The 14,438-nt window shown below is 71.2% G+C and carries 9 protein-coding genes; 8 read left to right on the top strand and 1 reads right to left on the bottom strand.

Annotation, left to right across the window (positions count from 1 at the left end):
• Positions 1-205: 205 nt before the first annotated feature.
• Both recN and AOK01_RS12360 read left to right on the top strand, forming a co-directional pair.
• Positions 206-1,957, top strand: coding sequence for a DNA repair protein RecN (gene recN, locus AOK01_RS12365; RefSeq protein WP_213862091.1), 1,752 nt, complete (start codon positions 206-208; stop codon positions 1,955-1,957).
• 471 nt (positions 1,958-2,428) lie between these two features.
• Entirely contained in the window at positions 2,429-3,583 is a 1,155-nt protein-coding gene (locus tag AOK01_RS12360; RefSeq protein ID WP_055511025.1) for a glycosyltransferase family 4 protein, read from the top strand.
• A gap of 235 nt (positions 3,584-3,818) precedes the next feature.
• On the opposite strand, the gene AOK01_RS12355 is transcribed toward AOK01_RS12360, so the two are convergent.
• Positions 3,819-5,621 carry a glycoside hydrolase family 15 protein gene (locus tag AOK01_RS12355; RefSeq protein WP_190855769.1) on the bottom strand — a complete coding sequence of 601 codons (1,803 nt, stop codon included), beginning with the start codon at positions 5,619-5,621 and terminating at the stop codon, positions 3,819-3,821.
• A 526-nt stretch (positions 5,622-6,147) separates the two neighbouring features.
• On the opposite strand from AOK01_RS12355, the gene AOK01_RS12350 reads away from it, so the two are divergent.
• From AOK01_RS12350 to AOK01_RS12325, 6 genes are all read left to right on the top strand, one after another.
• Positions 6,148-7,893, top strand: coding sequence for a CTP synthase (locus AOK01_RS12350; RefSeq protein ID WP_079103370.1), 1,746 nt, complete (start codon positions 6,148-6,150; stop codon positions 7,891-7,893).
• A gap of 153 nt (positions 7,894-8,046) precedes the next feature.
• Positions 8,047-8,673, top strand: a complete 627-nt coding sequence (locus AOK01_RS12345) for an NUDIX domain-containing protein (protein ID WP_055511023.1) — start codon at positions 8,047-8,049, stop codon at positions 8,671-8,673.
• Positions 8,674-8,844: 171 nt separating this feature from the next.
• Entirely contained in the window at positions 8,845-10,974 is a 2,130-nt protein-coding gene (locus AOK01_RS12340; RefSeq protein ID WP_055511022.1) for a tetratricopeptide repeat protein, read from the top strand.
• 162 nt (positions 10,975-11,136) lie between these two features.
• On the top strand, positions 11,137-12,252 hold the full coding sequence (gene ald / locus AOK01_RS12335; protein ID WP_055511033.1) for an alanine dehydrogenase: 1,116 nt from the start codon (positions 11,137-11,139) through the stop codon (positions 12,250-12,252).
• A gap of 423 nt (positions 12,253-12,675) precedes the next feature.
• Positions 12,676-13,803 (top strand): ParA family protein, encoded by a 1,128-nt coding sequence (locus AOK01_RS12330; RefSeq protein ID WP_079103369.1) that lies wholly within the window; start codon positions 12,676-12,678, stop codon positions 13,801-13,803.
• Positions 13,788-14,354, top strand: a complete 567-nt coding sequence (locus tag AOK01_RS12325) for a hypothetical protein (RefSeq protein WP_079103368.1) — start codon at positions 13,788-13,790, stop codon at positions 14,352-14,354. The genes AOK01_RS12330 and AOK01_RS12325 overlap by 16 nt, the downstream gene beginning before the upstream one ends.
• The last annotated feature ends 84 nt before the right edge of the window (positions 14,355-14,438 follow it).

The raw sequence follows: 14,438 nt of genomic DNA, 5'->3' as shown, positions 1-14,438 counted from the left end.
ATCAGAAGGGCCCTAGGCGCCGCAGACGCTTCGCTGCCGGGAGGGTGACGAATCTGCGGGTCCGTGGGGGCTGGTCGCGCCCACGCGGCGGAGCCGCATGTCGATACAGCCCCGCGCCCCTTATGGGGCACGGAATCCCTGCCCGGACACCTGCACGTTTGTGCAGGGACTGGGGCGGCGTCGCGCCGGGTGGGGGAAACCTCGTATGGTCATGTCCGTGTTGGAGGAGATGCGGATACGGTCGCTCGGAGTCATCGACGACGCGGTGGTCGAGCTGTCGCCCGGCTTCACCGCGGTCACCGGTGAGACCGGCGCGGGCAAGACGATGGTGGTCACCAGCCTGGGCCTGCTGCTGGGCGGACGCGCCGACGCCGCCCTCGTACGGATCGGCGCGAAGAACGCGGTCGTGGAGGGACGGATCTCCGTCCCCGACGGCGCCTCGGCGGCCGTCCGGGCCGAGGAGGCCGGCGCGGAACTCGACGACGGGACCCTGCTCATCAGCCGTACCGTTTCCGCGGAGGGCCGCTCGCGCGCGCATCTCGGCGGGCGTTCCGTGCCCGTGGGACTGCTCGCCGAACTCGCCGACGACCTGGTGGCGGTGCACGGCCAGACCGACCAGCAGGGGCTGCTCAAGCTGTCCCGGCAGCGGCAGGCCCTCGACCGGTACGCGGGTGACGCGGTCGCCGTGCCGCTCGCCAAGTACGCGGGCGCGTACCGGCGGCTGCGCGCCGTCTCCACCGAGCTGGACCAGATCACCACGCGCGCCCGTGAACGTGCCCAGGAAGCCGACATGCTGCGCTTCGGGCTCGACGAGATCGCCGCGGTGGAGCCCAGGGCGGGCGAGGACGCGGAGCTCGCCGCCGAGGCCGAGCGGCTCGGGCACGCGGAGGCGCTCGCGTCGGCCGCGACGGCCGCGCACGCCGCGCTCGTGGGCAACCCCGAGGACCCGGAGGGCATCGACGCCACGACGCTCGTCGCGGGCGCGCACCGGGCCCTGGAGGCCGTACGGTCCCACGACGCAGCCCTCGGCGCCCTGGCGGGCCGCATCGGGGAGATCGGGATTCTGCTGGGCGACGTGGCGGGGGAGCTGGCGGGCTACGCCGACGACCTCGACGCGGACCCGCTGCGGCTCTCGGCGGTCGAGGAGCGGCGCGCCGCGCTCACCGCGCTGATGCGCAAGTACGGCGAGCACGGCGAGGGCACGGCCGCCGTACTGACCTACGCCGAGCAGGGAGCCGCGCGGCTCCTGGAGCTGGACGGCGACGACGACCGGATCGGCGAGCTGACCGCCGAGCGGGACGCGCTGCGGGCCGAACTGGGCGGACTGGCGCAGGCACTGACGGACGCCCGTACGGAGGCCGCCGAACGCTTCGCCGCCGCCGTGACCGCGGAGCTGGCCTCGCTCGCGATGCCGCACGCGCGCGTGTCGTTCGAGATCCGGCAGACCGAGGACCCGGAGGGTGTGGAGGTCGGCGGACGTCCGGTCTCGTACGGGCCCGCCGGTGCCGACGAGGTCGAACTGCTCCTCGCCCCCCACTCCGGGGCGCCGCCGCGGCCCATCGCCAAGGGCGCGTCCGGTGGTGAGCTGTCGCGGGTCATGCTCGCGGTCGAGGTCGTCTTCGCGGGCACGGATCCCGTGCCCACGTATCTCTTCGACGAGGTCGACGCCGGTGTCGGCGGAAAGGCCGCCGTCGAGATCGGCCGGCGGCTCGCGCGTCTCGCCAAGAAGGCGCAGGTCGTGGTCGTGACCCACCTGCCCCAGGTGGCAGCCTTCGCCGACCGGCAGCTGCTGGTCGAGAAGACCAGCGACGGCTCGGTCACCCGCTCCGGCGTGAAGGTCCTGGAGGGCGAGGAGCGCATCCGCGAGCTCTCCCGGATGCTGGCGGGCCAGGAGGACTCGGAAACGGCCCGGGCCCACGCGGAGGAACTGCTGGCGACGGCTCGGGCGGACGCGTAGGCGGACGCACGCGTGCGTGGCCGCGGGACGCGTGACGGGCAGGCGGGCAGGCGGGCAGGCGGGCAGGCGGCAGGACGGAGCGACGGCGGCTTGTCCAGCCGGCCCTCCGGGCCGCCCACCTTCGTGTGGCCGCCGGAAGGCGAGCGCGCTCGGACCGCTGCCGGCCGGAACAGTCGGGCCGTGCGCGCCGAGCGTGACGGGGGCGTGAAAGGTGTGTCCCGGGGCTTGCCCGGGCGACACCCGCCCCCGTGCGCCCGCGAACATCGGCAGGCCCTCACTCGTGCGAGTGATCGCCCGCAGGCCGCCCGTAACCCGCCCGCGGAGCCTCCGTCGCAAGGGACCCTCGGTGGTCGGCAACTCCTCCCTGTCCTGGCATCCTTGGTGAGGAGGACGAGTGGTCCACCCCCATCGCCCGTTCCTTCTGTACGTTTCTTCGTGACCGCCCGACGCCGAACCAGGAGCCCCGGCCACGTGAGCCACGTGAGCAGCCACTCACCGCACGGACATGCACCGCATGGACAGGCGCCGCTGCGTACCGTCCAGGTGCTCGGCGGCGGCAGCGCGGGCAGCTCCGCCCATGTCCGGTCGCTGGCCTCGGGGCTCGTCGCACGGGGCGTGCGGGTCACCGTGTGCGCCCCGGACGCCGCCGACCACACGTACGACTTCACCGGCGTCGGCGCCGATCACGTACACGTGCCCAGGCGCAACGACCCGGCCTCGGTGGCCGCGCTGCGAGCGGCCTGCGCGGACGCCCACCTGGTCCACGCGCACGGTCTGCACGCCGCACTGCGGGCCGCGCTCGCGCTCAGGGGACGGCATGTTCCGCTCGTCGTCACCTGGCACATCCGTCCGCACGTCGAGGGTGCGCGGGCGCGTCTGCTGCGCGTTCTGGAGCGGCGTGTGGCGAGGGCCGCCTCGGTGGTTCTCGGATCCTCGTCCGACCTCGTGGACCGGGCTCGCAGCAGGGGTGCCCGGGACGCGCGGCTCGCCGCGGTGGCGCTGCCTGCCCGGCGCCGGCTCGTCGCCGCGGGCGAGGACGCCGACCGGCTGCGGCCCAAGGCGCGGGCCGAACTCGGCACGACCGACCGGCCGTTGCTGGTGGCCGTCGGTTCCCTCGACCGGCGCCGGGGGTACGACACGCTGCTGGACGCGGCGCGCGCGTGGCGCCGGCTCGACCCCGTGCCGCTGCTCGTGATCGCCGGAGAGGGGCCGCTGCGGGGCGAACTCCAGCGGCGTATCGAGAACGAAGGGCTGCCCGTACGTCTCATCGGCCGGCGCGACGACGTCGGGGAGCTGCTTGAGGCCGCCGACATCGCCCTGCTGCCCGGCTGCCCCGCAGCACGCTCCGTGCTCGCCCAGGAGGCCCTCCACGCGCGCGTGCCGCTGGTCGCGGCCGACGCCGGGGACATTCCGGAGCTCGTCGGGGACGCGGCCGTGCTGGTTCCGCACGGTGACTCCGAGGCACTCGCGGAGGCCGTTGCCGACCTCCTCGCCGACCCCGACCGGTGCGAGCGCCTCAGGAACAGCGGGGCGCTCCAGGCGGCCACCTGGCCGACGGAGGACCAGACAGTGGCCCAGGTCCTCAGCGTCTACGACGAGCTGACCCGGCCCCTGCCGCTTCCGTAAGGCTCCCTGAGGCAGCGGCGCCGCGGGTGACCCCGGTCGGGTGTCAACCGCGGGCCGGTGGGGGCTTGTCGCGCAGTTCCCCGCGCCCCTGACGGGGCACGGCCACCCGGGCCCGTCAGGGATACGCGGCAAACCTGCCCATTCGCCTCAGCCGCAGCCCCCCAGGGGCGCGGGGAACTGCGCGGTCAGCTCCCACCGGCCCGCAGCCGAACACAGGCCCGGCCAGCGCCAGCGGTCAGCCGCCGTACGCCCCCGATGCCGTCAGGCGCAGTGCCGTGTCGATCAGGGGGACGTGGCTGAACGCCTGGGGGAAGTTGCCCACCTGGCGTTTCAGGTGCGGGTCCCACTCCTCCGCGAGGAGGCCCAGGTCGTTGCGCAGGGCCAGCAGCTTCTCGAAGAGCTTGCGGGCCTCGTCCACCCGGCCGATCATCGCGAGGTCGTCCGCCATCCAGAACGAGCAGGCCAGGAACGCGCCCTCGTCGCCCGCCAGGCCGTCCACACCCGCGTCGTCACCGGAGGTGGGATAGCGCAGGATGAAGCCGTCCGAGGTGGACAGCTCGCGCTGGATGGCCTCGATCGTGCCGATCACGCGCTTGTCGTCCGGCGGCAGGAAGCCCATCTGCGGGATCAGCAGCAGCGAGGCGTCCAGCTCCTTCGAGCCGTACGACTGCGTGAACGTGTTGCGCTCCTTGTCGTAGCCCTTCTCGCACACGTCCCGGTGGATGTCGTCGCGCAGCTCGCGCCACTTCTCCAGCGGGCCGTCCGCGTCCCCGGACTCGATGAGCTTGATCGTGCGGTCGACGGCGACCCACGCCATCACCTTCGAGTGGACGAAGTGCCGGCGCGGCCCGCGCACCTCCCAGATCCCCTCGTCCGGCTCGTCCCAGTGGTCCTCCAGGTAGCGGATCAGCTTGAGCTGGAGGAGCGAGGCGTAGTCGTTGCGGGCCAGACCCGTCATGTGGGCCAGGTGCAGTGCCTCCGTCACCTCGCCGTACACGTCCAGCTGGAGCTGGTGCGCGGCGCCGTTGCCGACGCGTACGGGGCCGGAGTTCTCGTATCCCGGCAGCCAGTCGAGCTCCGCCTCGCCCAGCTCCCGCTCGCCCGCGATGCCGTACATGATCTGCAGGTTCTCGGGGTCGCCCGCGACGGCGCGCAGCAGCCATTCGCGCCAGGCGCGCGCCTCCTCGCGGTAGCCGGTGCGCAGCAGCGACGACAGTGTGATCGCCGCGTCCCGCAGCCACGTGTAGCGGTAGTCCCAGTTGCGGACCCCGCCGATCTCCTCCGGGAGGGAGGTCGTGGGGGCGGCGACGATGCCGCCCGTCGGCGCGTACGTCAGGGCCTTCAGCGTGATCAGCGAGCGGACCACGGCCTCGCGGTACGGCCCGTGGTACGTGCACTGCGCCACCCAGTCGCGCCAGAACTCCTCGGTGGCCTCCAGGGCCTGCTCCGGCTCGGGCAGCGCGGGCGGCGGCTTGTGCGAGGGCTCCCAGGAGATGGTGAACGCGATCCGCTCACCCGGCGCGACCGTGAAGTCCGAGTACGTCGTGAGGGCCTTGCCGTAGGTCTCGCACTCGGTGTCGTACCAGACGGAATCGGGCCCGGCGACGGCCACCGTCCGCCCCTCGTGCTTGTGCACCCACGGCACCACACGCCCGTACGAGAAACGCATCCGCAGCGCGGAGCGCATCGGGACGCGGCCCGTGACGCCCTCGACGATCCGGATCAGCTGGGGGGCGCCGTCACGCGGGGGCATGAAATCGGTCACTCGGACCGTGCCGCGTGAGGTGTCCCACTCCGATTCGAGGATCAGCGAGTCGCCGCGGTAGTGGCGGCGGACCGCTGTCGGCGGTTCGGCGTCGGCGGCATGCGCGGGACCGAGTCGCCAGAACCCGTGCTCCTCCGTGCCGAGCAGTCCGGCGAAGACGGCGTGGGAGTCGAAGCGGGGGAGGCACAGCCAGTCCACCGTGCCGTCCCTGCAGACCAGCGCTGCCGTCTGCATGTCTCCGATAAGTGCGTAGTCTTCGATGCGCCCGGCCACGTGCAACTCCAGTCGAACGGCCACGTCGCCCCCGAGGGGCGGTCGCTCTTGCGGTCAAAGGATCATGGGTCAAAGGATCGTGGGTGAAGGTAAGGGTCGTCGCGGAACGTCAGTTGTCGCGTGTCACGCATGTCAATGGTTGCAGCGATTGTCTTCGCGAGGCGAACCGACGAGCTCTTGGTCCAGGAATACCGGCGGGGGTGGTGCCGTTTGCCGGCCTGGCTCGGCAGCGAGTGTCCGAGCAGGATACGACGCACGATGATGTTCCGCGCGCCCCTCCCGACAACCCGTCTGAGCCGAACGAGTGAGCACCTCGTGCACGACTGTGATGCGTGTCGATCCGTGCGCGGAGCGTGGCCGGAAGCGGCCTCCTCGGGTCGCTGTTACCCTGGTAGCCCGTGGACCGGTGGACGCCCCAGCAGGAAAAAGGGACCCCCGAACCGCAGCGACGGTACCTGACGGAAACCTCCGGACAGGGCAGCCGTACCGCAACCGAGACCGCGACCACGGGAGCCCCCTCTTGGCCATGCCGCCCGCTGCTTTTCGAAGCAGCACAGCCACGACGACCAAGCACATCTTCGTCACCGGGGGTGTCGCCTCCTCCCTCGGCAAGGGCCTGACCGCCTCCAGCCTGGGCGCGCTGCTCAAGGCGCGGGGTCTGCGGGTCACCATGCAGAAGCTCGACCCGTACCTGAACGTAGACCCCGGCACGATGAACCCCTTCCAACACGGTGAGGTGTTTGTCACCAACGACGGGGCCGAGACGGACCTCGACATCGGTCACTACGAGCGTTTCCTCGACGTCGACCTGGACGGCTCCGCCAACATCACCACCGGGCAGGTCTATTCCACGGTCATCGCCAAGGAGCGGCGCGGCGAGTACCTCGGCGACACCGTGCAGGTCATCCCGCACATCACGAACGAGATCAAGCACCGCATCCGCCGGATGGCCACCGACGACGTCGACGTCGTCATCACGGAGGTCGGCGGCACGGTCGGCGACATCGAGTCGCTGCCGTTCCTGGAGACCGTCCGCCAGGTCCGTCACGAGGTGGGCCGCGACAACGTGTTCGTCGTCCACATCTCGCTCCTCCCGTACATCGGTCCCTCCGGGGAACTGAAGACGAAGCCGACCCAGCACTCGGTTGCGGCTCTGCGCAACATCGGTATCCAGCCGGACGCGATCGTCCTGCGGGCCGACCGTGAGGTGCCCACCGCGATCAAGCGCAAGATCTCGCTGATGTGCGACGTCGACGAGGCGGCCGTGGTCGCGGCCATCGACGCCAAGTCGATCTACGACATCCCGAAGGTCCTGCACACCGAGGGCCTCGACGCGTACGTGGTCCGCAAGCTGGACCTGCCGTTCCGCGATGTGGACTGGACGACCTGGGACGACCTGCTCGACCGCGTCCACAGCCCGCTGTACGAGATCGACCTCGCGCTCGTCGGCAAGTACATCGACCTGCCCGACGCCTATCTGTCGGTCACCGAGGCGCTGCGCGCGGGCGGCTTCGCCAACAAGGCCCGGGTGAAGATCAAGTGGGTCACCTCGGACGACTGCAAGACCCCCGCGGGCGCCGCCGAGCAGCTCGCTGACGTCGACGCGATCTGTATCCCCGGCGGCTTCGGCGACCGCGGTGTGTCCGGCAAGGTCGGCGCCATCCAGTACGCCCGCGAGAACAAGATCCCGCTCCTCGGCCTGTGCCTGGGCCTGCAGTGCATCGTGATCGAGGCGGCGCGCAACCTCGCCGGCGTCGCGGACGCCAACTCCACCGAGTTCGACTCCGCCACCGGCCACCCGGTCATCTCCACCATGGCCGAGCAGCTGGACATCGTCGCGGGCGAGGGTGACATGGGCGGCACGATGCGCCTGGGCATGTACCCCGCCAAGCTCGCGGAGGGCTCCATCGTGCGCGAGGTCTACGACGGCAAGGAGTACGTCGAGGAGCGGCACCGCCACCGCTACGAGGTGAACAACTCCTACCGCGCCGAGCTGGAGAAGAAGACCGGTCTGCAGTTCTCCGGCACCTCCCCGGACGGCAAGCTCGTGGAGTACGTGGAGTATCCGCGCGACGTCCACCCGTACCTGGTCGCGACCCAGGCGCACCCCGAGCTCCGCTCGCGCCCGACCCGGCCGCACCCGCTCTTCGCGGGCCTGGTGAAGGCGGCCGTCGCGCGGCAGCAGGAAGCACGCGGGACGGCCGAGGTGACCGACGCGGTCGAGGCGGCAGAGGCAGCCAAGGCGGTCAAGACGGTCAAGGCGGCCGAGTAGTACGAGGGTTGTACGGTTGCCGGGGTACGCGTCTTTTGGGGTGCGTGCCCCGGTTTTGGCCGAGTGTGGATTTCTGCGGGTGGATTCGCGGGTGGATTTCCGTTGCGGCACAGGTTCGTGCACAGGTTCGTGCGTGTGGGAGGACAAGTCGACATGACCATCAAGGACACCGCCGAGGAGTGGGAGGTCAGGGCGACCGAGACCCCCTTCGTGGGCAACAAGACCTCCGTACGCACCGACGACGTGGTCATGCCCGACGGATCGGTGGCCCGCCGCGACTACCAGGTGCACCCCGGTTCGGTGGCCGTCCTCGCCCTCGACGACGAGGGCCGCGCCCTGGTCATCCGCCAGTATCGGCACCCCGTGCGGCACAGGCTCTGGGAGATCCCGGCCGGCCTGCTCGACATCCCGGGCGAGAACCCCCTGCACGCCGCGCAGCGCGAGCTCTACGAAGAGGCCCACGTCAAGGCCGAGGACTGGCGCGTGCTCACCGACGTGTTCACCACCCCCGGCGGATGCGACGAGGCCGTCCGCATCTTCCTCGCCCGCGATCTCTCCGAGGCCGAGGGGCAGCGCTTCGAGGTCGAGGACGAGGAGGCCGACATGGAGCTCTCCCGTGTCCCGGTCGACGAGCTCGTACGGGGTGTCCTCGCGGGCGAGCTGCAGAACAACTGCCTCGTCGTGGGCGTCCTCGCGCTGACCGCCGCCCGTGCCGGAGACGGTCTGGACGCCCTGCGCCCCGCCGAGGACCCGTGGCCCGCCCGCCCCTTCGAGGCATGATCCACTGCGGTGCGCACAGTCGGCCCAACGGTGTGACGATCGCCTGATCCGATCGGGGGATGTGCCCGCCGCGCTCCGCACGGATCGTCGCAGAGCGTGAACTAGGCTCTGAAAACGCCCCGTCCGGAGTCCCGGCGGGCTTGCACGCGCAGTGGGACGGGAGTGTGGCCCGTGACGGATCAGGCGGTGGACGCCGGCGGCACGACGGCGTCGGAGGAGGGGCAGGGGCGGCGCCCGGCTGCCGAGTCCTCCGCCACTCCCGACGTCGCCCACGCGGGGGAGCCCCAACCCGCGGCCACGAAGGGTCAGTTCCTCGGCCGCACAAGGGAGTTGAAGGAACTCCGGGCCGACATCGAGCGGGCAGGTCTGGACACCATCGCCGGGCGCAAGGCGCCACGCGCGCGCGTGCTGCTCATCGCCGGCAGACCCGGATCGGGCCGCACCGCACTCGCCGAGGAACTCGTACGGCAGGTCGGGGACCGTTACCCCGACGGTGTTCTGCGGGCCCGGCTCACCGAGCCCGACGGGACGCCCGTACCGACCGAGCGCACCGCCCGTGACCTGCTCACCGCGCTCGGACTCACGGCCCCGGCCGGAGCGGACCAGGACGACCTCTCCGAGCGGCTGCGCGAGGCACTCGCCACCCGCCGGACGCTGCTCCTGCTCGACGACGCGGCGGACGCCGAACAGGTCGACGCGCTCCTTCCGGAGAACCCCGACTGCCTCGTCGTCGCCGTCTCCGGCGGGCCCCTGACCGGTATCCCGGACGTCCGCCCCTGCACCCTCGGCGGCATGGACACCAAGTCCGCCCTCGAACTCCTCGACCGGTACACCGGCTCCGTACGCATCACCGTGGACCCGCGCGCGGCCGAAGGACTCGTGGAGATCTGTGGGGCCCAGCCCGCCGCGCTCGTCCTCGCCGGGGCCTGGCTGGCCCACCGCCCCACGTCCGCCGTCGCCGACCTCGCCAAGCAACTGCGCACGGACGGTGACGAGGGTCCCGTCCTGGAGCGGGTGTTCCGGCTCACGTACGCGGCCCTGCCGTCGGCCGCCGCGCGGATACTGCGCCTCCTCTCGCTCGCCCCCGCGGGTCTCGTGGATCCGCAGACCGCGTCCGCGCTCGCCGGCTGCTCGGTCGGCGCCGCCCGCACCGCCCTGGACGACTTCACCGCACTCGGTCTCGTGCGGGCCATGGAGTCGCCGCTGCCGCAGTACGAGGTGCCCGGCGTCCTGCTGCCCCTGCTGCGCTCGCTCACCGGGACCGAGGACCGCGCGGCCGAGATCCAGCTGGCCCGTGCCCGGATGCTGGAGCGGACCGTACGGCTGCTGGTGTCCTGCCGGGCGATCACCGAGACCGACAGCTCGCCCGCCCGCGAGAAGCTCGCCGGGATGCCCCGCGCGCTGCGGTTCCCGAACCCCCGCGCGGCCGCCGACTGGCTGCGCATCCGGCAGCCCGCGCTGCTGGCCGCCGCCCGGGTCGCGGTCGCCGACGGTGAGCTGGACACCCTGGCCCGCCGGCTGATGGCCGCGCTGGTCAAAGCGCTGGTCGCGCACGTCGGTACGCAGGCCGCGGCGCCCGAGCTGTACGGCATCCACCGGCTCGTCCTGGACGTCGCCGAGCGCCGGAACCTGCCCCGCGAGAAGGCCGCCGCGCTGCTGAACCTCGCCGACCTGGACGCCAGGACCGGCCGTACGACGGACGCGCTGGCCCGCTACCGGGCCGCTCTGGACGCGGGACGCCAGGCGAACGACCCGTACGCGTCCGGCCGCGCGATGGAATCCGTAGGGGGTGCCCACCAGGAGCTCGGGGACTACGACAGGGCCGCCGACTGGTACGGGCGGGCGCTCGCCCAGCGGCTCGCCCGTGACGAGCGCGCGGACGCGGCCCGGCTGCACGGCCGGATCGCCACCGTGCACACCTACGCGGGCCGCTACGGCGAGGCGCTGCTCAATTGGCGCTCCGCCGTCACCGGACACCGCAGGACCGGTGATGTGGCGGGCCTGGCCAGGGCGTTGAGCGAGATGGCACGGGTGCAGGAGTACGCAGGACGGCCCGAGGAGTCCCTCGTCACCTGCCAGGAGGCGGTCGAGTGGGCGCGCCGCGCCGACGACGTCCGGCTGCAGGCCGCGCTGCAGCTCCGGCTGGCCGACACGCTCGACCGGCTGGGGGACCCGACGGCCGCCGGGCTGCACCGCTCCACGGCCGAACGAATGCTGGGTGACGAGCTCCCGGAGAGCGCATCAACCAGGGAACACGACCGCAACGCCTGCGAAATCCGCAGCGCATCTGACAAAGATTGATGCTTTGAAAGGCTAGACAGAGAGAATCCCTTCATTAGACTGGATCCGCCACGTGGTTTCGTGGTGTTCCCGGTGTGCTCCCGTGTCTCCGGGTATGTCAGGCATCGTCATGTCTTGCGCTGCCTGCCCCAGATCCCTTCTGAGTCAAGGACCGTGATCGACGTGCTGGTCGGCATCCCCCGCGAGGTCAAGAACAACGAGTTCCGGGTGGCCATCACCCCCGCCGGCGTGCACGAGCTGACGCGCCACGGCCATCAGGTCCTCATCGAGCAGGACGCCGGTGTCGGCTCCTCGATCACGGACGACGAGTTCGTCGCCGCCGGGGCGCGGATCATCGCCACCGCCGACGAGGTCTGGGCCACCGCCGACCTGCTGCTGAAGGTCAAGGAGCCCGTCGCCGAGGAGTACCACCGCCTCCGCAAGGACCAGACGCTCTTCACCTACCTGCACCTGGCCGCGTCCAAGGAGTGCACGGACGCGCTCCTGGAGTCCGGCACCACGGCGATCGCATACGAAACGGTCGAACTGCCCGGCCGCGCCCTGCCACTGCTCGCCCCGATGTCCGAGGTCGCGGGCCGCCTCGCCCCGCAGGTCGGCGCCTACCACCTGATGCGCGCGGGCGGCGGCCGGGGCGTCCTGCCCGGCGGCGTCCCGGGTGTACCGGCCGCGCGGGCCGTGGTCGTCGGCGGCGGGGTCTCCGGCTGGAACGCCGCGCAGATCGCCATCGGCATGGGCTTCCACGTGACCCTGCTCGACCGCGACATCAACAAGCTCAAGGAAGCCGACAGGATCTTCGGCACGAGGATCCAGACCGTCGTCTCCAACGCCTTCGAGCTGGAGAAGGCCTGCCTCGTGGCGGACCTCGTCATCGGCGCCGTGCTCATCCCCGGCGCCAAGGCTCCGAAACTGGTCACCAACGAGCTCGTGTCCCGCATGAAGCCCGGGAGTGTCCTTGTCGACATCGCGATCGACCAGGGCGGCTGCTTCGAGGACTCGCGTCCGACGACCCACGCGGAGCCGACCTTCCCGGTCCACGACTCGGTTTTCTACTGCGTCGCCAACATGCCGGGCGCGGTGCCCAACACGTCGACGTACGCGCTCACCAACGCCACGCTGCCGTACATCGTGGAGCTCGCGAACCGTGGCTGGGTCGAGGCGCTGCGCCGTGATCCCGCGCTCGCCCGGGGGCTCAACACCCATGACGGCAAGGTCGTTCACCGCGAGGTCGCCGAGGCCCACGGCCTGGAGCACGCCGATCTCGAAACCCTGATCGGCTGACCCTTCGACCGGGTTCGTCCCGGTCCGGTGCCTCACCTCTCCATGGACAAAAGGCGATACGTCAACACAGGTCGTCAACGTCGCACGTACGGCCGGACCTTGTCCCGCAAGGGCCGGCCGGATGTGTGTCGAGTCACTTTGCGAGACTCGTTCAACTCGCCTCGAACGTAACCCCCGAACCGTTTCGCACACCCGTGAAACCTGCTGTGCGACGCCCTTACGCCCTTGACAGAGGGATGTTCCGTTGCCGACACATCGCACCGGGTACGGCGGATTGTGTTGCTGCGAAGCGGTGACACGCCATAGAGTCGCCAATCGTCGGCATGGTGCCACGCTGACCTATCTAGAAGTTTCCTGGTCACCAAGGAGGTAAGACGACTTGTGAATGAGTCGACATTTACTCCCGGGGGTGGTCAACCAGGAATGCCTGCGCAGGGCTCAGGGCCCACGGGGCTCCAGGCTGTCGGCTCCGTTGCTGTGCGCACCTTCGCAGCCCACCAGAGTCCGAAGATGACTCGGACAGCACACAAGAGCATGGATGGCCATCACGTGAACGCCATGGCCGGCAGCGGAAGTGGCGAGAACCGCACCCACTTCGCCGACTACGACGACCTGCCCGAGGGGCACTTCTACGACCCCGACGCCGAATACGAGCCCGATCCGGAGTACGCGGCCACGCTCGCGCCCGACGCGGCGCGCCAGCGACGTGAGCGCATCGGTCCCACCGGGCGCCCGCTGCCGTACTTCCCGATCCCGGGCCCGCTGACCGACCACGGCCCCGCGAAGATCATCGCGATGTGCAACCAGAAGGGCGGCGTCGGCAAGACGACGTCGACCATCAACCTGGGTGCGGCACTCGCGGAGTACGGACGCCGGGTCCTGCTCGTCGACTTCGACCCACAGGGCGCACTGTCCGTGGGCCTCGGAGTCAACCCGATGGAGCTCGACCTCACGGTCTACAACCTGCTCATGGAGCGGGGCATGGCGGCCGACGAGGTGCTCCTGAAGACCGCGGTCCCGAACATGGACCTGCTGCCCAGCAACATCGACCTGTCCGCCGCCGAGGTCCAGCTGGTGAGCGAGGTCGCCCGCGAGTCCACGCTGCAGCGTGCCCTGAAGCCGCTGATGGCCGACTACGACTACATCGTGATCGACTGTCAGCCCTCGCTCGGCCTGCTCACCGTGAACGCGCTGACGGCCGCTCACAAGGTGATAGTGCCACTGGAGTGCGAGTTCTTCGCGCTGCGTGGTGTGGCGCTGCTCACCGAGACCATCGAGAAGGTCCAGGAACGGCTCAACCCGGAACTGGAGCTCGACGGCATCCTCGCCACGATGTACGACTCGCGGACCGTGCACAGCCGTGAGGTGCTCGCGCGCGTGGTCGAGGCGTTCGACGATCACGTCTACCACACGGTGATCGGCCGGACCGTCCGCTTCCCGGAGACCACGGTCGCCGGTGAGCCCATCACGACGTACGCATCCAACTCCGTCGGCGCAGCCGCCTACCGTCAGCTCGCCAGGGAGGTGCTCGCCCGGTGTCACGCCGAGTGAGTCTGCCGGGGGCCGACGAACTGTTCCGTACGACCGGGGGGATGGCGCTTCAGTCGTCCACCCCCAGACGTCAGGCCAACGGCGAGGCGCGGGTGCCGGCTCCGGCGGGCGAGAGCGACGCCGCCGGGGAGAACGCGCCGCAGTCGGTACCCGTGCGGGGCGGTGACGGCGAGGGCGACGAACATGTCGCGGCCGGCGCCGACGCCGACGGGGAGTCCCGGAGTCGGGGCGCCGCCGCCACGGCGGACCGCTCCGGGCGGCGTCCGGGGCCGCAGGAAGGCCCCGCCGGGGCGCAGTCCCAGTCCCGCAAGCGCGGGCGGGGCTCCGGCCGGCGGCCCAGCGGACGCGAGCGGCACGACGAGAAGATCACGGTGTACGTGTCCGCCGAGGAGCTCATCGACCTCGAACACGCCCGGCTGGTGCTGCGCGGGGAGCACGGGCTCGCGGTCGATCGGGGGCGGATCGTGCGGGAGGCCGTCGCCGTGGTGCTCGCGGATCTCGAAGCCCGTGGAGACGCGAGCATCCTCGTACGACGGTTGCGCGGGCGGTAGGGGTAGCCTGCGACGGCTATGACCTCGAACGACGCCCCTGCCTCTGCCTCCGGCGGTTCCGGAGGTCGGCGGCGTGTGTTGGGG

It is taken from the genome of Streptomyces aurantiacus, from assembly GCF_001418335.1.
In the GTDB taxonomy this organism is placed as follows: Bacteria; Actinomycetota; Actinomycetes; order Streptomycetales; family Streptomycetaceae; genus Streptomyces; species Streptomyces aurantiacus.
Note: the sequence above shows the minus strand (reverse complement) of the source record. Positions and strands in the feature narration are given on the sequence as shown.